Source organism: Paenibacillus sp. FSL H8-0317, assembly GCF_045040685.1.
In the GTDB taxonomy this organism is placed as follows: Bacteria; Bacillota; Bacilli; order Paenibacillales; family Paenibacillaceae; genus Paenibacillus.
In genome coordinates this window covers 3,158,611-3,182,645 of sequence record NZ_CP150294.1, presented here as the reverse complement: position 1 = coordinate 3,182,645, position 24,035 = coordinate 3,158,611, and the positions used below count along the sequence as shown (strand labels likewise).

The following is a 24,035-nucleotide window of genomic DNA, read 5'->3' as shown; positions in this document are numbered from 1 at the left end:
CTTAATAATTCCATTTTGCTGCTTCAAAATCAGCTTTGCCTCCGTGTGCAAAAAAACGAATGTCCACGCTGTCCCGGCTTGGGAAAATGCGGCTGGTAAAGACCTCCTCACCATCGTTTACAAAGACCTCGACTGAAGATGCATCTACGAACAGATGGAACTTAATCACATCCGCAGTAAGTGTGCACTGTCGTACAACGCCATTCTGCTCTGCCAGCTCGGTACCAGACATCGTCCGATCCAAGACAACTTTCTGCTGAATCCGATCATACAGAAGAACCGTTTTTTCAGTTCCATTTGCCCGGAGTTCGATGCCTACAATCTCTGCATCTACAGGGCTTATCTCACATTTCAGCTCATAGGCAATCCCATTAAAACCAGTGAAAGATCGGCTTTCATTGTCAATCGTTGCGCGAATATGAGTCCCTTCCTCTTGCAGACGCAATTGCACCATCTCTGTAACAGGTAACTGGATTAACTTGCCGTCTCGGAGTGACAATTGCCGAGGAATGGTCAGGCAATGAGCCCAGCCACTATCGTCTGTCGGATATTCCAGATCGGGAAGTCCCATCCATCCAACCAGAATACGTCTTCCGTCCGGGCCCTGCATCGTCTGCGGCGCATAGAAGTCGAATCCACGATCCAGTTCCTGAAATTCACCATGATTGAACTCTCTCGTCTGTAGATTCAGCGGCTCACCGATCAGATAACCGGATTGAAAAATATTCTGATAATGATCTCCCGCAGCGTCTATGCCTTGTGGGGAAAAGACAAGCACACCTTTCCCGTCCATCTCCATATAATCCGGGCACTCCCACATGTAACCAAAGGAGGTTAATTGCGTACGAATTTCACCAAGAAACTCCCAGTTGTTCAGATCAATGGAGCGATACAGCACTGTACATCCTGTCTCGTCTGTTCTCTGCGCACCAATTACACAATAATACGTGTCTCCTTGTTGCCACACCTTGGGATCTCTGAAGTGTTCCGTGTATCCGGCTGGCACAGACGAGATCACGGGATCATTCAGTTTGGTTACTGAACCGCCTTCATCCATAACTGCCAGGCATTGATACGGATGTCTGACCCAAGCCTCATCCCTCGTATTGCCCGTGTACAGCAAGTGCAGCTTGCCGTCTTTTTCAATCGCACTGCCGGAATAAGCCCCGTGTGAGTCATATCTGCCATCCGGTTCAATTCCAATCCCGACATTTTCCCAGTTCACCAGATTCTTCGAGCGGGTATGATACCAGTATTTCATGCCATGTTCTGTCCCAAGTGGAAACCACTGATAGAACAGATGATAATAGCCTTGATAATATGCAAAGCCGTTAGGATCATTAAGCAGACCTGTTATCGGCTGAATGTGATAACTTTGTCGCCAAGGACATACGGAGATCTGTGCTTCAAGCTTCGCAACCTCTCCAGGCTCTGCTTGCTCAATTCGTCTGTAGCGTTGCTCTCTAGTCATTTTCATAGCTGTTCTCCATTCTTGCTTATATAAGTTAGACCAAGAAATTTCACACTTGGGCTACGATGGCAGAACAATCCTCCGATCGCTGTTATCCCCAGATTTCCTGATCCCTTTTCTAAAGGATGAAATCCGGTGATAAAGGCGAACACTACGTTTCTTCGAATTTTTTCTGCCCTCTTCGTAAATGTTTTTTTTCTTATATAACTTATACGAAAATCAAAATATAGGAACCGGTTCCACTAGACGTAAAAAAATAATTCCATATGGCATTGATGCCTGCCCGTGTTCGCATATCCGCATTGGATATTCACAGTGGAACCGGTTCGATGGAATTATCATAAAGGATATTTTTATAATTTGTCAACGCTTTCTCGAGGAATTAGTTCTACGTTCAGTGTTGTTCGTTCCTCCACCGACTCGCCTTTGACCAGACGAATAATGTGATTCGCCGCTACTTTGCCCGCCTGCAAATAATGATATTTCACAGTCGTCAGCGTGGGATGAATCATCTCCGTAATGTCGTATCCGCCAAATCCGGTAACAGACAAATCTTGCGGTATGCGGATTTTATTGGAGAACGCAATCTTCATCACACCCAGTGCAATATTATCCGTAGCCCCGACAATGATCGTTGGTGTGATTTCTTTCAAAATGGCTTCAGCGGTAACGATGGCTTCCGACATCTTAAAGCTGGTCTCATAATACTTAACTTCACATTCTCCACATTCGGCAATTGCACGCTGGAACCCTTGTTTACGATAGATCCCTACCGCCCGATCCTTCTCGCTAACCCCCATATACACGATCTTGCGATGACCCTGTTCGACGACATATTTACCCATCTCATAACCTGCCTGGTCATCATTGTGAACCAGACTATGTAGTTGCTCATGCTGCTGCCCCACCAACAACACGGGGATACGTATGTCCTCCACTGCTTTCAGATGTGCTTCAGTCACTTCAGCAGCCAGCAGAATAATGCCCGATACCTTCTGTCGTGCAAAATCATAGATGGCATCAATCTCGCGCTGCATGTCCTGGCTCGTATTTGCGATAAGCATCTGATACTGATTACTCCGCAGTTCTTCATCAATTCCGATCAATGTCTGGGATGTTGCAAAAGAATCAAGACGTGGCACAACCGTACCAATAATACTGGTCTTCTTTGCCTTTAGACTCTGTGCAAATGTGTTGGGAACATAATTGTATTGTTTGATAATGCGCTCAATCTTCTGGCGTGTATCTTCACTAACCGATCCGCCGTTCAGGAAGCGAGAGACCGTGCTTTTTGCCACACCTGCCATCTGAGCGATATCAGAAATGGTTTTATTCATAAAGACTCCTCTTATTTCTATTAGCTGGTTTACCTTTTATTATACTTCGAATCGCAAACCCATGGCGAATTTGATTCAACTCCATTTATCGTACATCTATTGTACATTCCCGATGTAATAGCAAAAGCCCGATGGCAATGTGACTTCATACCGAAGTATGATCCACATTCATCAGGCTGTTAAGCTTCCATATACACGTTTGCACAGACCATTAAGGCAAGGCTAATCCCTATCCCTGCTGACTCAGACCTCAATAATAATTGGCAAGATCATAGGTCTTCTCTTTGTTTGAGCGTAAATATAGTGACCGATCTCGTCTTTCAGCTTTCTTTTGATCACATTCCACTGATTCACCCCAGCCCCGGTCAACTCATCCATCCGGTTTAGAACAAGCTCATGGATCTCATGCATGAATTCTTCCGAATCCTTAACAAATACAAACCCTCTGGAGATAATTTCGGGTGATGTGACCATCTGTTTTTCCGTTTTGCTCAGTGTAGTCACAATCACCAGCATGCCATCGGAGGACAGTTGCCTGCGGTCGCGAAGTACAATATTGCCGACATCACCCATGATCAGACCGTCTACGAGACTATTTCCTGATGCAATTTTGGGACCCAGCGAAGCAATGCCATCTTTGTACTGGACCATATCCCCATTATTCACGATAAACACATGATCACGCTCTATACCTACGGATTCAGCAAGCAGTCTGTGTTGATACAACATGCGAAACTCACCGTGGATCGGAATCAGATAATCCGGTTTCATCAGGGTAAGCATCAATTTGAGTTCTTCCTGACTGCCGTGTCCCGATACATGCATCCCAGCTGCACCACTTGAACCATATATCACACGTGCTCCAAGAACATACAGGTTATCAATTACATGTGCAAGATTCCGTTCATTACCCGGAATGGCACCGGCAGCAATAATGACCGTGTCCCCGGCGTCAATTCTTACGTGAGGATGTTTACCGGATGCCAAACGTGACAAGGCTGCCATCGCTTCTCCCTGGCTACCAGTGCATAATACAACAACTTGTTCTGGTGGAAACTGATCCGAATCGATAGCTTCAATTATCAATCCGTCAGGAACTTGCAAATACCCCAATTCACTGGCTACCGATACCACATTCACCATACTTCTGCCCAACAGTGCCAGTTTGCGACCCGTCTCGAATGCTGCATTCACAATCTGCTGTACCCTGCTGACATTCGACGCAAAGGTGGAGATGAATACTTTTTGTTTTGCACGGATAAAGGCATCCAGAATGTGGTCTCCCACAACACGCTCGGAAGGTGTAAATCCGGGTCTTTCTGCATTGGTACTCTCGGAAAGCAAAATATGGACACCCTGTTTGCCAATCTCGGCCATGCGGTGCAGATCTGGGAAAGGTCCATGTACAGGCGACATATCAAATTTGAAATCTCCGGTATGCACAACATTGCCTGCTGGAGTCTGAAAAAAGATACCAAGACAATCCGGTATACTATGACTGGTTGCAAAAAAGGAAACCTCGATTCCTCCCAGCGTAATGCTGGAATGAGCATCGATCGTATGCAGGTCCGCCTTGCGCAGCAGCCCATGCTCTTTCAGTTTAAGCTCGATCAGCCCACGAGTGAGCCTGGATGCATACACCGGAATGTTCATTTGTTTTAACAAATAGGGAATGCCACCAATGTGATCTTCATGTCCATGGGTAACCACAAGACCCCTTACTTTATCCAGATTCTCCAGCAGATACGCTACATCCGGAATGATTAGATCAATACCAGGCAATGTCTCATCGGGAAACTTCGAACCACAGTCAATCACGATGATGTCCTGATTGTACTGGATGAAATACATATTCTTCCCTATTTCATTCACGCCGCCAAGTGCAGCGATATACAGTTTGTTGTGGGATAGATTCAACTCCATTATTCCTCCTCTGCGTGGCAATCGTATACGATACAGATCCATATTCCTAGTATGGAAGCAATCGCCTAAGTTATGCATTTCAGCGTGATTATGCCAAAAAACCACCATGGGATATTCATTCCATAGTGGTTTATACAAAACTTAAATACAGTTACACCAATGATTTATCACGCTGTAGTAATACGTCTTGTTCATAGGTTTTGATATCGGTGATCCACTTTTCACGAACTGGAACGCCTTGCTGAGCACAATAGTAGTCCCAGATCGCGCCAAACGGATAGGATTTGAACTCTTCCGTTAAGGCAAGGCGCAACGTGTAATCCCCTTCCAACTCGGCTTGTTTCAAAGCTTCCACCGGTTCGAGCATCGCTCGGAGAAGGGCTTTGATCGTGTTTCGAGTACCCACAACCCATGCAGCTACACGGTTAATACTTGCATCAAAGAAATCCAGTCCAATATGTGTGGTCGCAAGCAGATCATGTCGAACCAGTTCACGGGCAATTTCCAGTAGCTCATCGTCCATAATTACCACATGGTCACTATCCCAACGCATCGGTCGGCTTACGTGAAGCAGAATGCCACTTGTAAACAAAGACAAGGACGACAATTTATTGGAAATAACCTCTGTTGGATGGAAATGACCCGCATCCAGGCAGATTAACGTATCATTTTGCAAACCGTAACCCATATAGAATTCATGAGAACCCACCACATATGCTTCCGAACCCAGACCAAACAGCTTACTCTCTACCGCATCCAGGTTGTGCTCTGGATTAAGCGGTTCGGCGAATACTTCATCCAGCGATTCTTTGAGACGTTTACGTGGTGTCAACCGGTCAACCGGATTATCCTTGAATCCGTCCGGTACCCATACATTGGTTACACAAGTCTGACCAAGCTGTTCCCCGAAATAAGCACCAATCCGGCGGGATGCCTTGCAGTGATCAATCCAGAACTTGCGAATCTCAGGGTCTGGATGACTGAGCGTGAACCCGTCACTTGATTTTTCATGGGAAAAACATGTTGGGTTGAAGTCCAGACCGAGTCCTTGTTCTTTGGCCCACTTCACCCAGTTCTCATAATGCTTCGGCTCAATCTGATCCAGTTCAACCTGCTCGTCTGTATCCGTGTAGATCGCGTGCAGATTGACCTTATGTTTGCCGGGAATCAGAGCAAAAGCTTGCTCCAGATCGTTACGAAGTTCTGCTGGTGTGGTCGCAGCCCCCGGATATTGACCTGTAACGGAAATACCCCCTGTTAACTCCCCATCTTTATTCAGAAAGCCTTTGACATCGTCGCCTTGCCAGCAGTGTACGGATACTTTGATCTCCGCGAGTTTGTTCAGTACCTCGTCCGTATCAATTCCGTGCTGGGCATACAATGCCTTGGCTGCTTCATACGCTTGCTTGACTTGGTTATCCATCCGCAAGAACCCTCCTATTTTAACGTGTAAATGCTGCCGGTACACCGCCATCAATGGTCATCATGCAACCGGTTGTTTTTTCGGATTTCGAAGAAGCAAAGAAGGCAATTCCTTCCGCAATATCTCTTGGATAGATATTCACGAGCAATGTCGTCCGTTTGCGATAATACTCTTCCAATTGATCCGGTTCAATTCCATATGCAACTGCTCGTTCATTTCTCCAGGAACCGTTCCAGATCGCTGAACCCTGTAGAATGGCATCTGGAAGAATCGTGTTGACACGAATGCCATACTCTCCACCTTCTGCTGCAATACAACGTGCCAGATGTGCTTCCAGCGCTTTCGCTGAGCTGTAAGCCGAGGCACTTTTACCTGCATATACCGAGTTCTTGGATCCGATAAATACCATGCTTCCTCCAATACCCTGTTGTTTCATCAGCTTGAACGCTTCGCGAGCCACGAGGAAATACCCTGTGCCCAGTACATTCATATTCAGGTTCCATTCTTTCAGGGACGTTTCGTCAAATGGGCTGGATGTGGCCAATCCGGCATTGTTCACGATGATATCCACTCCGCCGTATTGCACCGCAACATCAGCATACGCAGATTGAACGGCTTCCTCATCGGTTACGTCCATTTTCAGCGCATAAGCACGATTTGCACCGTACTGATCATTAATTTCCTGTGCTACCTTCTGTGCGCCTTCCAGGTTGAGATCAGCAAGCACCACATGTGCCCCTTCAGATACCAATTTACGTGCTGTTTCACTTCCGATTCCGCCTGCTCCACCTGTGATAAACGCCACTTTACGGGAGAATTCGGTTTCTGCCGGAGCCAAAGACAATTTGTACAATTCCAGCGGCCAGTACTCCACATTGTAAGATTCATTTGCACTGAGTGATACGAATTGACCCAGGCTAGTAGCTCCACGCATAACGGCAATGGCTCTGTGATACAACGCTCCGCTTACTTGGGAAAGCGCCCAGCTCTTGCCTGTGTTGATCATGCCTACACCTGGAATGAGGATAACGCGTGGTGCCGCTTCGAACATGACATCACCTTCGTTTTTGTTGCTCTCAAAATACTGCTGATATTGCTCTTTGTAGGCTGCCACGCCTTCTACCAGCTTGGCTTTTAACCCTTCAATATCTTCCGCATCCGGTGTCCAATCAATGAACAGAGGTACCACTTTGGTATGTACCAGATGATCCGGGCAAGCTGCACCCACCTGTGACAATTCCGGTGAATCTGCTCCGCCCACAAAAGCAAGTACGTCCTCTTGATCATCAAAGGACAAAATCATTTTTTTGCTATCCGATACCGCTCCACGGATTGTTGGCATTACACGTGATACGATCTGACGACGAACATCAGCGGCCAGTGCCGGGTGTTTCACACCACCGAACAAACTTCCTTCGTCCACCCGTGCTTCGATGAATGCTTCTGCTTCATTGATGATCTTGATCGTTTGAGCGTAACATTCCTCGGATGTTTCTCCCCAAGTGACAAGTCCGTGTTTTTCCATTAGTACGAGTTCGGCATTGGGATTCGAGAATACGCTTTCAGCAATCATTTTAGATAACGTAAATCCTGGACGTACGTAAGGCACCCATACAAATCGATCACCGTAGATCTCTTTTGCCAATTCCTTGCCGTTATGCGCACAACACAGGCTGATAATCGCATCCGGGTGCGTATGATCCACATGTTTATATGGAAGGAACGCATGCAGAAGAGTCTCAATAGAGGCGCGCGGGTGCTTGGCATCAATCATGCAATGTCCCAGATACTCAACCATCTCTTCATCCGACATGGATTCACGTTCAATTAATGGTCGAATGTCTTCAAGTCCAAGTCCCGTAAAGTGCTTCGCTTCCATCGAACCGAGGTCAGAGCCGCTTCCCTTCACATACATTACTTCTACATCACGACCACGAAAATCCTTCACTGTCGTTTTGGTAGACGTATTGCCACCGTAGATGTTACATACACTGCGATCAGTTCCAATCAGATTGGATCGGTAAACCAACTGCTCAAGTCCTGTTGTTTTCTCAGATGCCTGCGATGCATTCCATAAACTCTGTACCATTTGTTTCCCTCCGATAATGTTTGTTTTATTCCTAATCCGAGTTTAACATCTTTGTTTTATTTTGAAAACAAAATATTTTAAAACCAAACGGAAATATTCAAAAGTCATTATAGATTGAACTATTTTATTAAAGAAACACCCTGACGTAACCGTCAGAGTGTTCCTGTTTCAACGGCGGATTAGAAAATCCCCGCTTTTTGGGAAGTATTTTTAATACCATAGGTATCATTAACTACAGTGTTGCCAAAGCTCGTTAAGCTTCCGTTTGGACCTGTGGCCATGTCCAGATAGTTCAAACCGGAGCTGTTTCCGTACCAAGACCAGGCAAGCCAGCCTACCCCTTTTTCCTGACCATATCCCATGATGGCATACTCGTCCACATCACCGTTTGTGTGATATCCCCCGAATTCACCAATGATCAGAGCCAATCCTTTGTTCAGCACATTCTCCATATTGGCTTTGACCGTTGCAGCATCTTTGCCAGCATACTCATACATATGAATGGAGAAGACCGTATTTTTCTGTGAATCGGCTGCAAATACACTTTGTCCATAATCCACGATGGATTGTGGGAACTGTCCCCATCCGGCTGCATCCACAATTAGCGTATTTTTAATTCCCGCATTTCGGAGTTTCGGAATGGCTTTTTTGTAACCATCAGCCCACGCACTTCCATTCCACGTTCCATACCATTCATTGGCGATGTTAACGATGACCCGATCTTCTTTGCCAATCAAAGCTTCCTTAATGCTAATCCAGTAGTTCACCGCCGCATCCAACGAATTATAGTCATCTTTCCCTGTGGCGTCATGTACCTCGAGTACAGCTATCATTTTATTTTGGTTAACCACATTAATAATATTTTTAACAGCGTTCAGATCATCTTTGGTGTACAGGCTACCATTCGAAAGAACAATGCGTACCGTATTGGCACCTGTTTTGGCGATGGCAGGGATAGCGGTATTCAAATCATTTTTGAACCAGGAATGTCCGTGATTAACACCTCTCATGACAAAAGCCTTACCTGTGGAATCATACAATTTGTTACCGCTTACATAAAAACCTGTAGCAGCAGAAGCTTTGGGGGCTGCACTCCCTAATACCATGAACATAAGAGCAGCAATAACCGTGAAGATTGTACACTTTTTCAGATTAACCATTCGTTTGGAACCTCCTGTATTTGTTTTTTTTATTTCAATTAACCCTGCTCCAGGCAATAAGTTAACTAAAATCGTTGGTAATAGAAGTTCTTTTGTTAGCAAATAAACAACTAATAACTTTATTATAGTTACGTTATTTAGTTTAAATAAACTTTATCGTTAAGGTTATGAGGTTATGATAAATTGAAAACGCTTACCAGTCAAGATCTTTTTACTATGATTAGGAATCATTTGTTTTTACATAACACAGCAAAAAGGGCTCTCTCCCCTCACAATCGTTCGGAGAAAGAACCCTCTGTATTATTAACGAAAGTTAACTGTTGTTTAAGTCTTGTTTATCTGTTGTTTAACTCCTGATTTAGACTAAGTGTCTTCTCTAACTCCCGACAATACTAACCCAACTCGGTACTGTGATCTCACCCGAATCTCATTAAACTTTCCAATCTCCACGCCCTCAAACCGCTCCACATAAGCCTGATTCACATAACTCTCAGTCGTCCCTTTTCGAATTGGAGTTATAGACAGACGAAGCGCGTGATCAGCCAGCAAATGACGGGATTGTTTCAAACCAAGCATCCAGCTGTGTCCATAGTGAATATGATCCGTTAACATCTGATGATGAATATGTGCTGTTGCAACGTCTCCTTCATAATCAATCTCAACCCACACGTCATCTACTTGTTCCGGCCACGCTGTGTCCAATCTCAGTGTTGCTGCATACTCTTTGGGAGAATCAACCTCTACAGCAGGCTCGTAAGACGAAACTTGGAATGTATACGTAACGAATATTCCCGGCTTCGACTGTGATGACACAGCATATTTCGAAGCTGAAACATGCTCTGGAGCCGGATAGAAGGATACCTCCATCTCTGGTTGCTCCACGGATGTACATAGGAGCATCTCATTCTGTACATACAGATGACTGCTGCTAATTACAAGCCTTTCTTCTCCGCCCACACGGAAACGGTAGGCATTCAAGGCCTCTTCACGGGTCAATGTAATGATACGTATGGCCATACCGTCCGATGTTGTGATCCTCAGATGATGGTCTTTGCCGGCAATCGGATGTATCACAACTTCATTCCCCTGCTCTGATACTGTACCTTCGGGCATATCCACATTTGTAACAGATGCTGTATCAATAACATACTCAGGCGCCATACCTTCATGGGCATAAAAGACAGCTGTGAGTTCCTGATTTACCATAAATCGGGTCAGTGGCTGAACGGTAGCACTAATGATCTTCATTCCATTCAGATTCATATGGAAAGGCAGAATGGCCGCCATGCCGGATTTCAGCCGCATCGTTCCTTCTCTGGGATAAGAAGCAGTCCCTTTGCTGGTATGCAGCTCCAATTGGATATCACGATCAGGCATCGCCACATGATCCTGATAATTATTCATGAACAGGAATCCCGAGCCATCTTGTTGCCGAACAGACCAACGCAGATCCAACGTGTTCTCCGGGGTTATAGATTGTTGACCATCCGGTATAACACAGCCCATTGGTGCAAGCAACTCACCGTATGCTTCCAGGAACATGGACAAGCTACGAATGCGGTCATACGATTCACCAATACGTCCGAATTCCCCGAGTGGGGCCTGATAGTCATACGTCATTTTCGGCAATGCCTGTTCGTTCATATATGAACTTTTGCCTATCGGATTGGTCCCCCCGTGATACATATAATACCCAACCAGATTGCTGCCGTTCGCAAGCTTCACAATGGTCATCGCCTCGACACTGTCCGCATCAACAACCGGACGAGCGTGATAACTGACTTGCATGCCCCCAGCAAGCTCGCAATACGCAGCAGGGTACTCCAGACTGTCATAATCCACTTCTTCCACAGGATTCATATGCAGATCCCGGAACAAATACTCCCGGCTTGGAGGCTGATTGGGAATCCATGGTGTGTACGCATACCCCGCGAGCATCGGCAACGTTCCTTCTTCAGGCACGGCAGCATTGCCCCAGGCCGTGGCAGTATAGAACATCGGCTTCATACCGACTTCTTCGGCAATATGGCGAAGCATCTTCAGATGTTCTCGTCCATCCCGGCCGGAGGTAATGTATTTTTCGCGGGTATACCCCCATGCATCCATGGGTGCGCCAGCGTGCATGTACTCATTTTCCAACTGTACCCCGATAACAGGGCCACCCTCCTGATAAAAACAGCCGTTGAGCTGACGGGCAATCTCCCGATATAATCGCTTGGCGTAATACAGATACCCTTCATCGTTCGACCTGACTTCGAATGGATAACTGAATAGCCAATCCGGCATCCCCCCATTACGCACTTCCCCATGACAGAATGGACCAATTCGCACGATCAGCGGCAGCTCATGTTTGCTACACAGATCCACAAAGTGCCGTAAATTCAGATTTCCTGACCAATTAAATTCGCCTTCCTGCTCCTCGTGAAAATTCCAGAAAACATAGGAAGCGACAATGTTCACCCCGCCTGCCTTCATCTTCAGTAATTCTTCTTCCCACTGCAAGTAAGCGAATCTGGAGAAATGAAACTCACCTACCACGGGAATATGGGGTTTAGCATTACGAGTCATATAATAGTTGGTAAAATCATACGATTCCCCTTGTGGACTTTTGCCGCCACTGCCAGTCATGCAACCCGCACGAATCTCTTTATCTTCCGCATCCAATATAAAGCGAATCTGGCTACCTGCTATATTATCATTCATGGATTATATAACTCCTTCGCTATAAATGGGATGTGTTGAACGATTATCAATTATCGATGGATGATTGCCCCTTGATGATTGGGATTCTTCTCCAATACCCGCTCCAACTCAAGTTTGGCTTCACTCGTCCGACCCAGCCCCAGAAGACCCAATGCCCGCATATATCGGCAATGTTCTTCATTTCGCTGATTGAGATCGTCGTCAAACACTAGGAAATCGGGCAGAGATACCGCAAAATAATCCATTCGGATGTGATCATGCATATGTCTTTCCGCATAGTCAATGAGTTTGTTAAAGCGTCGATTTGCTTCCTTCACATTGCCAAGTTTCTGCCAGGCCAGACCCTGATAATAGATGGATTCCGGCGGTTGATCATTATAAAACATCGCGCTTGCCGGTTCATTCAAACCGATGGATGCTCTGTGGAAATTCTCCTCTGCCGCCTGATCATTCTTCAGTTGCTTGTAGGCACAGCCAAGATAAAAGTAAACGGGATTATCTCCTGCTCCCTCCAATTTACCTTCACCTAAGTTCTCCGGGTAAACCAAAGCCTTCTGCAGCAGCTCCAATGCTAGTTCAGGTTGTTGTTTCTCCAGTTTTTGCTTTGCAAGTTCCGTCAGTGCCGTAACATATTGTCCTGTTACCTTGCCTTCTCCACCCTCCCATGGATGAAACCGCCGAGTCTGAAGGGCATTCCATGCTTCTTGATGGCTACCCTGCATATTCAATAAAGTTACCCACTCAATGTACAGATCGTCACGATGATGAACCAGCTCCATGTGATCTTCCAGCTGTTTGATTCGATGCTCGCAGGAATACCCCATCTTCTTGCGCAGCTGATCCAACTCGTAGAAGATCCGTGCATCTTGCGAATCCAACCGGAAAGCTTCCTCCAATGATGCCAGTGCAAGATCGGGCCGATTCGACTTGTTATAATAAGCCAGGCCCAGATTCCGATGTACAGTCGAATATGAAGCATCCACCTCGCGTGAAGTTTCCCAATGGGTGATTGCTTCCTCGTAGCGTTTATGATCATATAACCAATTTCCCAGGTAATAGTGAGCACGCGCATCATTTGAATCCACTGCCAATGCATCCTGAAGCACCATGAATTCAAATATCGTATTAGGAAAACAATAATCCGTTGGAGCAGCTTTCCCCTGCTTGTGACATTCCCGGGCCTGCTTCACATCCCCCAGCTGACGATACAAATAAGCCTGAGCATAACCAACCATAGGATACGGCTGTGCAATTTCGGATTCAACATAAGAGAGTACCGTCAGTGCGTCTTCCCACAATCCACAATCCACGTAGTCTGCGGCTAGATTCAGATAATTATAAACGTCTCCTCGCATCAGACGATGGAAATGTTCAAGTGCTTGCTCCGCTTGTTCTCTCTCTGAAGGTGCAGTCGCTCCGCTATAGATCAGGACTAATTCATGTGCAGCTCCAAATTCAACCGGGTCCAGTTCCAGTGTCTCACGCGCATATTGAATGGCCTGTTTATCTTGACCCAATCTACGTAACAGAGCCACCTTCAGATGCCGAGCCTTATAATTTCTGGTATTACGAATCAGCGAACGTTCGATGTGATCCAACGCTTCGATGTCTCGATGTAACGCCGTATCGATCTGAGCAAGCATGTAATAACCCGTATCCTGATACTGTGCAGACCATACGGCTTTATACAGTGCTGCGTAGGCTTCTGCCTGATTCCCCTGTAGTTTCAAACTCAGACCGAGTTGGTAAAAAGCTTCACTATCATATGGATTCGTATTTTTCCACGTCAGCGATTGTACGGCCTGTCTGAAATGCTTCTCTGCATCTTGAAACAACCCTCTTCGCAGCAGCAATGTGCCATACGCAATGTTTAGACGAATATCCGTTGCATCACGCTTCAAACCTTCCAGATAATAAGGTTCCGGTTCATACGTGGCATGCCGATATTGCTCCAGATGAAGACCAGCCAGATATAGTTGTTCATTCGTACGAATCTCGGATGGTATCTGGAGTGGGGTGGCCGGGTCTGGAACTTCCTGAATCTCAGAACGTTCAGGCTGATAGGCCACAAGCTGTCTTCCTTCCGCAGTTCGAACACTCAACTTCAACTGATGCCATTCATCTTGTCCACTCCACGGGAATGAAGATTTATATAGTTCCGTAGGTGAGATATTACATCTCTCATGAAGATAAACCGTGGTTGGTCCTATCACTTCAACGGTCACTTGTTCAAAAACCGACGTCGCATATACCATCACGTTTACCATTCCGGTCGTTTCGTCCATTTCCAGATTAACCGCTGCATCAATCGTTGCATTTTTGACCATACCAATTCCTTTATACGGCATAAAATACTGCGAGAATGATTTCGCTTCATAGGGCTGTAACCACGTAAAATCAGGCTGATTATCGGTATAGATCCCTGTCATTAATTCAATATAAGGTCCATCCTCGTCCGTTAACTGACGATCCCAGGCTTGCCCGAATGCCCCGTTCCCCCAGGTCCATTGTTTCTTGCCCGGAGAAATATGATGATTGGCTACATGCAACAAACCTGCCTGAACCCCGTGGTCATAACCCCCTACAAAATTATAATCCGACTTATAAGCCATATAGGATGTTGGAACCGGTATGTTTTTGTATCGGGAGATATCCACACCTTCGGAATAGTCCATCTTGTAATAGGTGCCGGTTGCGATTGGAAAGCGGGATACGTCCCGTTTTCCGTGGTCCAGCACAGCCGTTACATCAGGTGGAAAAACGGATTGTGTATGATCGTTGACGGCTACAGCCGGGTTGGCCCACCATAGAAAAGTTTGAGGTGCGCTGGTGCGATTGTATACCTCAGCATGGATTTCAAGATAGGCTTTGCCGGGATGTAATGTGAAGCCAGCGGTCATTTTGGTACCATACATGCGATCAATCTCACCCACCCACACGGTAGCGCTTCCATCTTCATTACTGCCAAATGTATAGTCGACTGGACCAAACGTGTTGGGCCGATGATGCTGTGGCCAGTTGAATTCAATTCCTCCGGAAATCCATGGCCCTGCCAGACCCACAAGTGCAGGTTTAATCACCCGGTTATAATATACAAAATCGTAGTTGTTGGTCCGATCCAGCGCACGATAGATCCGTCCCCCCAATTCGGGCATCAGCTCGATACGTACATATTCATTTTCAAGAATAATTAATCGATACGACTTCATTTGGGCTTCATCTTCAATGCTGTCGATCACGGGATGCGGGTACACCTTACCCGAACTTCCCTGGTAGATTCGCTTTTCAAGAAACATCGGATTTTTGTCCGGTTTACCTGTACCATAGGTTGGAATATCCCTGGTTTCTTCCCATATGCGAACATTGGATGTCGCTGTCACGTGATTCAATTCCCTCACTCCTCGGCCTCGTATATATTGTGATCATACGCTCCGACATGCAGGAAGAACATTGACATTAAGCGGTTCTTGATGGACGATCTTCGGATTCCCCCATAACCAAAGAGAGCACCAATCCACTGAATAATTCAGTGAAAGGTACTCTCTGATCGATCTTGATTAACTTATCTACGACGTGCAAAATCCACAAACCTGAACTTGTCCGGTCGATGTCTTGATTCCGTATACTGAAATTGACTGGCATCCTCCAGGTACACCTGGCTCCTCACCACAACTACATTGTGGAAACCTTCAAGGTCAAGCAGTTCCCTGTCCTCGGCGGTAGGTTCCTCCACCAAAATCTCTTTTTTGGCAAACGAAATCGAAAGCCCCAGCTCTTGCTCAATGTACTCATAGATGGAATCATTACAGATCTCTTTGCTGAGCCCAGGAACAAGCCGCTGGCTAATGTAATCTTTGTCCAGTATGACATGCTCTCCATCCACTTTGCGCACACGTCTGATCTCCCAGACCTGTTCATTCAGACCAAAGTTAATTTTCTTGTGCAACGCCTGATCCACCTGTTGCTCCTCAAATACCTTCACATACGTTTTAGCGCGATGTCCCATTTTTTTGGCTAATTCCTTGAAGCTAACCAGACCTGAGATGGGAAAATCGATCTTGCGTATGTCCAGTACAATCGAGCCCTTGCCTTGAATCTTCTGAATATAACCTTCTTCGTACAACATTTTCAATGCTTTGCGAATAGTCTCTCGAGACGTTTGATAACTTTCCGATAGATCCAGTTCCGATTGAAGCAGCGTCCCTGCCTCAATCTCTCCGGTCCGAATACGATCTGCAATATCTTCATATATCCGGATAAATTTATTATTCATTATTCATCACCATTGTTCATTACCCTTTTTTATCATATTGGCAACCTATTATAACATTAAAAACCAATCAAGCGGTAATGTCGTTACTGCCGATGAATGTAGTATCACATGTAAGAATCAATTCAATCTAGATATGACGATCGAACGCTGAAGCTTTTTCCACTTGATCTATACCGTTCTCATCCATGACTTGAATCAGCTTATTTAAGCGGAAGATCAGCGCTGCAGCTTCGGATCTGCTTAAGTGCTGCATGGGACGGAAGCTGCCGTCTTCATATCCGGTAATCATGTACAAACCTGCAAGTTCCTGCACTTCTTCTTTGGCCCAATCAGATACATCAGTCTGGTCGGTAAACGCTCTTGGGGAAGTCAGCGGTTCCGGTCTGATTTTACGAACAACATTTGCTATAATCTTGGATGCCTGTTCACGGGTTACCAGTGCATGTGGAGCGAATTTCCTATTCCCCATACCTTGAACCATCTCATGGTGAACGGCTGCCTTAATCTCTGGAGCGAACCAATCATCGTCGTTTACATCCTGAAATCCATGCTGTTCATCTACCGTTGTGTCCACACCCATCAGACGCACGATTAATGCGGTAAATTCTGCACGCGTGATCGGACGGCGTGGTTCGAAGCGGGTTTCACTTACACCTTGAATAATATTTTGTTCTGCCAGCCAGGTAATCTGATCTTTATTGAATGTTTGGCTGATATCAATAAATTTGATATTTTTTTTCGCAGTTACATCAGGTTGCTCAGACGGTTCTGGTTGTGAACTAACCTCATCGGCTTGTTCCGATGTACCGTTTGGACTCGGGGTTGCACCGCCACCGCTCCAGGCGGATGGTGGATACGGAAAAGTCATGGCTGCGGCCCGTTTGCTTTCACTTTTTTCACCTGCTGAATTCTCCGTCCATACTTCCACCTCATAATGTTGCTCGGCATTCAGTCCTGTCCATACATGACTGCGCTGCGTGCCACGGTAGATCTCACGATCTTTATGGGTGATCACAATCACCTCATTTATTGAATCCAGTTCCCAAGTTAGCTTAATCGCACTTGTGCCTTGCGCTACGGCTGCAACTGTCAGATCCTCGGAAGGCAACGTCTCGAATTCCGGAACCTGGAGCGCCTCACCCTCACCTGCCTCATTAAATGGAATGATTGCAAAGTCAGTATAACGCTCGGCACTGTTTAATTCAGACACATGTATGGATGTCTCCATGGTCGTTCCTACAAGCTCTTCATTTCGATAAACTCGATAACCCGCAGCACCAGGAATCAGTTCCCATACAATGTCTGCACCATACATTGAACGCCCCTCTACTACAGGAGGAGAAGAAGCACTACCGGGCAAAGTCATTGCTTGAAGGTAATAACCACCATCACTACTGCCGGAGGCATTCATGGTCTTCACTGTATAGATATAGTTCACGCCCGGTTCGAGTTCCTTGTCGTCATAGAACAGTTCGTCTGCAGGAACACGAGCAATCTCTACACCGTCACGCTCAATGATAAACTGCTCGGCACCTTCGACCCGGCTCTGTTCCAATAGAAGACGAATGTGATCCTTCGCTGAATTAAACTCTACTTTGACAGGAGCTACTGGTTTGGTCAGAACGGAATACGCCAGCTTCTCCGATGCATCTCCCTGATCATTCTCTGTGTAGATTTCAATCGAGTACTGTTTGCCTGCATCCAGTTGATCAACAATAAACTCTTTTGTTTTGCCTCGGTATACTTCTGTACCATCCAGTAATATAACAAAAGTTTCGTTCCCATAAGGGAAGTCCCATTCCAGTTTGACGTGATCTGTCTCCGGATATATCTTCATTTCCAGTGAATCAACATGAGGTAAGGTGTAAAAAGGAGTCACGATCATTGGACTTCCTGAACCAGCCGTATTATAAGGAATAATCTGTACCTGATCATATCGGGTTGCACTCTCCAGATGAGTTAATCTCACCTCTGTGATATCCCCTTCTTCAATCGTGGTGAACATCTGATCTCCGATTCGTATGGTATATCCCTCCGCACCTTGTACCTTTGGCCAAGAGATTAATCCCTCCTTTTCCCTAATCTTCCTTGCATGTAAAGGTTCATGAATGGTCGCAGGCAACGTTCGCAAGTGAACTTCGAAACCGGAATCACTCTCTCCCGTTGCATTGGATGTTTTGATGGTATACGTGTAATGCTCTCCTGGTGTCAGTCCAAGATCTTCAAATGAAGCTTGATCTGCTGGAACCTTAGCGACTTCAACGCCATCCCGCATAATAATGAATTGCTCTGCTCCCCGTGTGGAGCTTCCAGTCAGGTCCAGTACCGCAGTCTGATCTGTGATATGTGTTATGCCTGCCGTCTGAGGTGAGATGGGTTTCGTTAAAACCTGAATCTGAATAGACTCTGACCGATGCCCATCTTCATTAATCGCAACAAGTTCGAATTCATATGCTGTGCCATCCAGCATACTATTGAGATGTACAGACGGTTCAGACACGCTCTGTACATCTCCCGTTACCCGATTTCGAATCTCATATGCAGCCGCTCCCTGAACAACATACCAAGCCAGATCCACCTCATGTGTTCCGGCTTCAACTGTGATACCTTCTGCAACCAATGGTAACGTTTGAGTCATCACACTGAAAGTAAGCGGCGCACTCGTTCCACTCACATTGACTGCCCGAATTGCATAAGTGTATTTCGTTCCTGGCGACAGATCCTTGTCTACGAATTGGGTTTCACTTGAATCCATCTGAGTGATCTCTCTTCCATCCCGTTCAATGACATAATGATCTGCCCCTTGGACACCAGTGTTACTGAAATCCAGACTTAGGCTGTTTTTTGCCACATCATATACCGCAATCTTAACGGGTTTCTCAGGCAAAGTCAGCAGAGATACATCCGTCGCTTCAGAACGAGTTCCCTGTCTGTTGACCGCCCATAGTTGATAGCGATGCCACGTTCCATCCTGGAGTCCTGTAATCGTTGCTTCATTCTCCATTCCTCTATAGATCTCCTTACCATTCTGCTCAATCACGTATTCAGCGGCACCTTCCACGACAGACCAGGAAACTTTTGCATGATGTACTCCTGAATCAACAAGTACTTCGGCAGGCGACACAGGTTTGGACAATCGGATGAGCTGAGCTGTTTCACCTGATCCAGAAGCATTCACAGCCTGAACTTCCAAAACGTACTCTGTACCTGGCAACAGTCCCTCAAGCATGTAGGCCAGTTCTGATGTTCTGCCCATTTCTGTTCCATTGATTTTCACAATATAGAGATTCGCCGTATCTACAGCTTGCCATGCAAGTCCCATACTTGTCTCACCAGTCGATGTGACATTAAGTCCTTCCGGCCTGCTAGGTAGCGTAAGAATTGTACTACTGGTAGATACACCGTACCCGGCAGCATTGCCCGCCTGTACTTCATAGGTATACTCATGACTGCTTGACAGGTGGTGAACTGCGAGTTGTGTATCTGATATCTCATGGCTATGTCCATCGAGGACCACCCGATATTTCGTTGCCCCAGCTACAGGCTCCCAGCTCAAGATTGCTCCCTGTTCAGTTACTTGAACAACGTAAAGTCCCGACGGGCTATCTGGTAGCGTTGTTCCTGATACCGAACTGCGCATCCCCTGTCCACTTCCGTTCACTGCTTGTACATCCAGTTGATAAGATGTTCCTGAACTCAGTCCCGCAAAGACCCATTCTTGGGTTCCAGCAGGAACCGTTCCCGACTTCTCTCCATTCAACCATAACTCATAACGATCGGCTCCTCGTACTTCTTCCCAATTCAGACGAAGGCTCCCTGTGGAAGCATCTGATACCTGTAAGCCGGACACCTGCCCAGGTAAAGTCTTGAGCAAAGGTAATCCTGCCAACGGTCCTGTTCCTGTCTCATTTCCGGCTATTAACGTATAGCTGTACTCCGTTCCGCTATCCAGACCCGAGTCCAGATACTCCGTCTGCTCACCTTCATATATGGCTGTTCCATCGCGTGAAAGCCCATAATACGTTGCAGAAGTCAGTGTTTCCCATTTTAATGAAATATCATGCTCCTGAATTTGAACCGCCATAAACTCACCGGGCATTGCCGGCAGTGTGAGAAATCCGGTCCTACTGCTACCACCTGCGCCACTTTCATTCATTGCGGTTACCGAGATGTTATGAATGGTTCCTGGAACGAGGTTGCTGACATAGGGAAGGCTGCCAGGATCAGATACCGTCTGATCAAATACGGTGGCACCGTCCGAAGTAGTCACGATGATGCGGTAAGCATCTGCTCCTCGTACTGGATCAAATTGAATCTCGGCCAAATTGGGCTGGGAATCTACTTTTCGAACGTGCAACGTTCCGGGAGCTGCCGGGGTAGTTAATACTTGAGCGCTTACTGCATCACTTACTCCGGTATGGTTTCTCACTCTAACTTCATATTCATAGACTTGACCACCACTTAGGGAGTGATCGATTATACTGTGGTTAGGATAATCCAGTGTCCATGACTGTCCTGTTGTTTTATTCGTTATCTCATACTGATATCCATCGGTATACCTTTCCCCCGTTGGCAGATCCACTGTAAGTTCAGCTGACGTCTCACCAATCTGTGTTATTTTCACATGACTTGGTTGCTCAGGCTTGCGTTGAATCTGATAAGGCAAAGATGTTGTCTCATATGTATTCCCTGCTCTGTCCATGGTTTTCGCATGGATGTACCATATGCCTTCCGATTCGATGGATATTTGATGCTCATCAGAGCGAGCTTCAAGCCAATGATCCGGTGATTCTGCACTGTTCGTAACTTGATAGAATCGTTCCAGTTCCTGAATGCCTGAGTGGGCGTCGGCATACTGAATGGTAGTGGATATGTCCGTGTCCGTCCAGCCATGTCCGTTCGGTGCAAAAGTAATCGTGGGAGCCATCTGATCCACATAGGCGATTCGACTCACTTCCTTGCTTACATTGCCAACGGTATCCCTTGCTCGCGCCCGAATGGTGGTAGCCCCATTTTTACTTACTGTACCCCTATTTCCTGCCATATACGGGTCATCATTCATGCTGTATTCATAGGAGATCGCTCGTTCATCCACGCTTCCGGCGATAGTAAATTGTACATGTTCTTTACTCCATCCAGAAGAACTCAAACTAATTACCGGCTCGGTTGGAGCTGTCGTGTCAATTCGAACTGTAGCCTGAGCGGACGTGCTTATATTGCCTACACGGTCAAGTGAGCGTGCATATACAATCGTTTCTCCCTCATCGGTGACCGTCACTTCGCCCGTGTAATCGATCCAGGGACCTTCTTTGTTAAGTCGATATTGGCTCTTGGCAAGCCCACTGCCTGCATCTTCACCACTGTTTATTGCAAAAGTTACATCCTGATTCGTCCAATCCTCTTCATTTAACGTAATCGTTGGTTGCTCAGGCCCAGTTTTGTCGATTCTGGCTGTTGCCGAAGTGGAAGCACTGACATTCGCGGCCCGATCAACACTTCGTGCGTAAATCTCGGTTATCCCTTCTTCACTTAGTGTAAGAGGAGCCTTATAGTCGATCCATTCTCCCTCACTTCCCAGCTTATATTGTGTCAGACCAATGCCACTTGCTTCGTCCGTACCCTCCGTTAATGTCACGATTACCGCCGCTTTTGTCCATTCCGGCGGATTGAGCGAGATGACAGGTGGCGTTGGTGCCGTCCGATCTACTCTGGCTGTCACAGCCGTTTCCTGTCCTGTATTACCAAACGCATCAATACTGCGTGCCATAACAGTTGTGTTGCCTTCACTGTTTACGGTAAACGGAGCGCTGTATTCACGCCATTCTCCTGCCAGACCAACTTTCACTTCAGTCTTCTGAGTTCCGCTTAAGGCATCTTTCCCCTCTTCAACCGTGACCAGAACATCTTCCTTGGTCCATGTGGATGGAGTGACTGTAATGGAAGGAGCAGTTGGACCCGTCGTATCTTTAATCATCTCTCCAGCGGATATAAACGGGGTCTGTATCCCTTCACCATTCAGTGCCGCCACAAGAACTTCATATTTTCCATCCGCGAGTCCGGTCAGGGCAAATTCTGTACGTGTGGAAGTTGTTGTTCCCGTTGCGAGGACTTGCCCACCTGGACTGCGTATTTCCGTTTTGTAATGAGTGCCCGCAGGGTTACTATTATTATTCCAACTCGCTGTAACAGAGTTGCCTGATTGTGTCACAGCCGCAGCAGCGGGTGGATTCGCCAATGTATATTTGGTGGATGGACTGGAGTACCCCGTGAAGGAACCACTTGAATTTTTGGCACGTACAGCAAAAGAATAACTGGTATTCGGAGTGAGCCCTGTCACCTGCCGACTGTTTGACGCACCTGTATCCACGATCTGATTCGTGGTCATATTCTTCAGCTCATATGTAACAGAGGCGTCATTGGCCTTCTTATCCCAGTTGACCGTCAAGTTATTAGGGTTAACCAGTGTATAAGTCGGCGTTCCAGGCACAACAAAACTTCTAACCGTAAAGTTAACGGTTCCTGCTGAGGACACCCCACCTTTGTCATCCATGACCCATACTTGCAATGTGTGCGTACCATCTGGCAGGGTGTCAGGCAATGTGTAGTTAGTGTTGAAAGACTGATTTGAACCCGTCGCGGTCATCTGGGTCAAAATGTTCTCAGACCCACCATCAATGGACCATTTCACGGTCAATAGGTCTCCTACATCCGTATCTCGCGTTGTACCAGAGATCTGAAGTTGCTCGCCTTTGTAATACGTTTGCCCCGAAGAAGGAGCCGTTAGTGTAAATGAAGGCGGAACGTTCTGAGGGCCGATTCCCACGATCGTTGAAAATTTGCGTGAAGCCTGATTCGCTGTTGCTTTGGCATTCCACCAGAATTGCGCAGCTGTATCACTCGCCGTAACGGTCTGCCCTGTAGTGAATGACGAAGGTGAAGAACCCCCTGTTAGCTGCGCATTGTCCGGACCGCTGTACTGTCCCATGTATATGCGATCTGCATTCACAACATTGTACGTATTCGCATAAAAAGCCGTGACCTGAACGCCGCCGCTGTAATTGCGCCATCCATTCTCGATGACTTCAAACGGAGATGCATCATTGCCATTCACCATCGTATCCCAATAAAATGTTCCACCCAAATTCAGTGCCGATCCACTGCGGTTGATGGCTTCCAGTTCAACCTTCATGTATCCACCTTGTGAGGTAGCATTAACGATAGATACACGCAAAATATATTCGACATTGTCCTTTTGCCTGGACATTTCAATCACATTATTGTTAATTCGGTAATAATTAAGCGGCAATGTTTTGAAGTTCACGGGTGATCCATTATGGTCGATAATGGTGGATACATTCCCTGTATCACCACCGTAAAATACATTTATGTTTGGTAGTAATACAATTCTGTATTTACCATCACTGTTCATCTCCACTTTCACCTTGGAGGACTGTACAGCCTTCATGCTGGACGTATCGGATACAATCCCGATGGTTTCAACCGTTTCAGCCATTACCGTCGTTGCGCCCCATTCAAGCAACAGGGCTTGAGGTGATAATAACGCAAATGCCAGTACCACTTTGGTTAATTGTTCCGCTTGTTTCTTCACACGTTTTCCTGATTTCTTCAACGTCTACTCTCCTTTTTGGCACACAA

The 24,035-nt window shown here is 46.3% G+C and carries 10 protein-coding genes; all 10 read right to left on the bottom strand.

Annotated features, from left to right (window positions below):
- Position 1 precedes the first annotated feature (1 nt).
- Positions 2–1,477, bottom strand: a complete 1,476-nt coding sequence (locus MHB43_RS14335; RefSeq protein WP_405132186.1) for a glycoside hydrolase family 32 protein — start codon at positions 1,475–1,477, stop codon at positions 2–4.
- 347 nt (positions 1,478–1,824) lie between these two features.
- On the bottom strand, positions 1,825–2,808 hold the full coding sequence (locus MHB43_RS14330; RefSeq protein ID WP_405132185.1) for a LacI family DNA-binding transcriptional regulator: 984 nt from the start codon (positions 2,806–2,808) through the stop codon (positions 1,825–1,827).
- A 243-nt stretch (positions 2,809–3,051) separates the two neighbouring features.
- Complete coding sequence (locus tag MHB43_RS14325) at positions 3,052–4,731, bottom strand: ribonuclease J (RefSeq protein ID WP_405132184.1); 1,680 nt, start codon at positions 4,729–4,731, stop codon at positions 3,052–3,054.
- Between the two features lie 151 nt (positions 4,732–4,882).
- Entirely contained in the window at positions 4,883–6,154 is a 1,272-nt protein-coding gene (rhaA, locus tag MHB43_RS14320) for an L-rhamnose isomerase (RefSeq protein ID WP_339308170.1), read from the bottom strand.
- 19 nt (positions 6,155–6,173) lie between these two features.
- Positions 6,174–8,243, bottom strand: coding sequence for a bifunctional aldolase/short-chain dehydrogenase (locus MHB43_RS14315; RefSeq protein ID WP_405132183.1), 2,070 nt, complete (start codon positions 8,241–8,243; stop codon positions 6,174–6,176).
- Positions 8,244–8,422: 179 nt separating this feature from the next.
- Positions 8,423–9,355, bottom strand: coding sequence for a glycoside hydrolase family 5 protein (locus MHB43_RS14310; protein WP_405132425.1), 933 nt, complete (start codon positions 9,353–9,355; stop codon positions 8,423–8,425).
- Between the two features lie 411 nt (positions 9,356–9,766).
- Entirely contained in the window at positions 9,767–12,106 is a 2,340-nt protein-coding gene (locus MHB43_RS14305) for a beta-galactosidase (protein ID WP_339184674.1), read from the bottom strand.
- Positions 12,107–12,156: 50 nt separating this feature from the next.
- Positions 12,157–15,495: a DUF5107 domain-containing protein gene (locus MHB43_RS14300; protein WP_405132182.1), complete on the bottom strand. Its 3,339-nt coding sequence runs from the start codon at positions 15,493–15,495 to the stop codon at positions 12,157–12,159.
- Between the two features lie 173 nt (positions 15,496–15,668).
- Complete coding sequence (gene treR, locus MHB43_RS14295) at positions 15,669–16,379, bottom strand: trehalose operon repressor (RefSeq protein WP_237175597.1); 711 nt, start codon at positions 16,377–16,379, stop codon at positions 15,669–15,671.
- Between the two features lie 127 nt (positions 16,380–16,506).
- Positions 16,507–24,009 carry a fibronectin type III domain-containing protein gene (locus tag MHB43_RS14290; RefSeq protein ID WP_405132181.1) on the bottom strand — a complete coding sequence of 2,501 codons (7,503 nt, stop codon included), beginning with the start codon at positions 24,007–24,009 and terminating at the stop codon, positions 16,507–16,509.
- Positions 24,010–24,035: the final 26 nt, after the last annotated feature.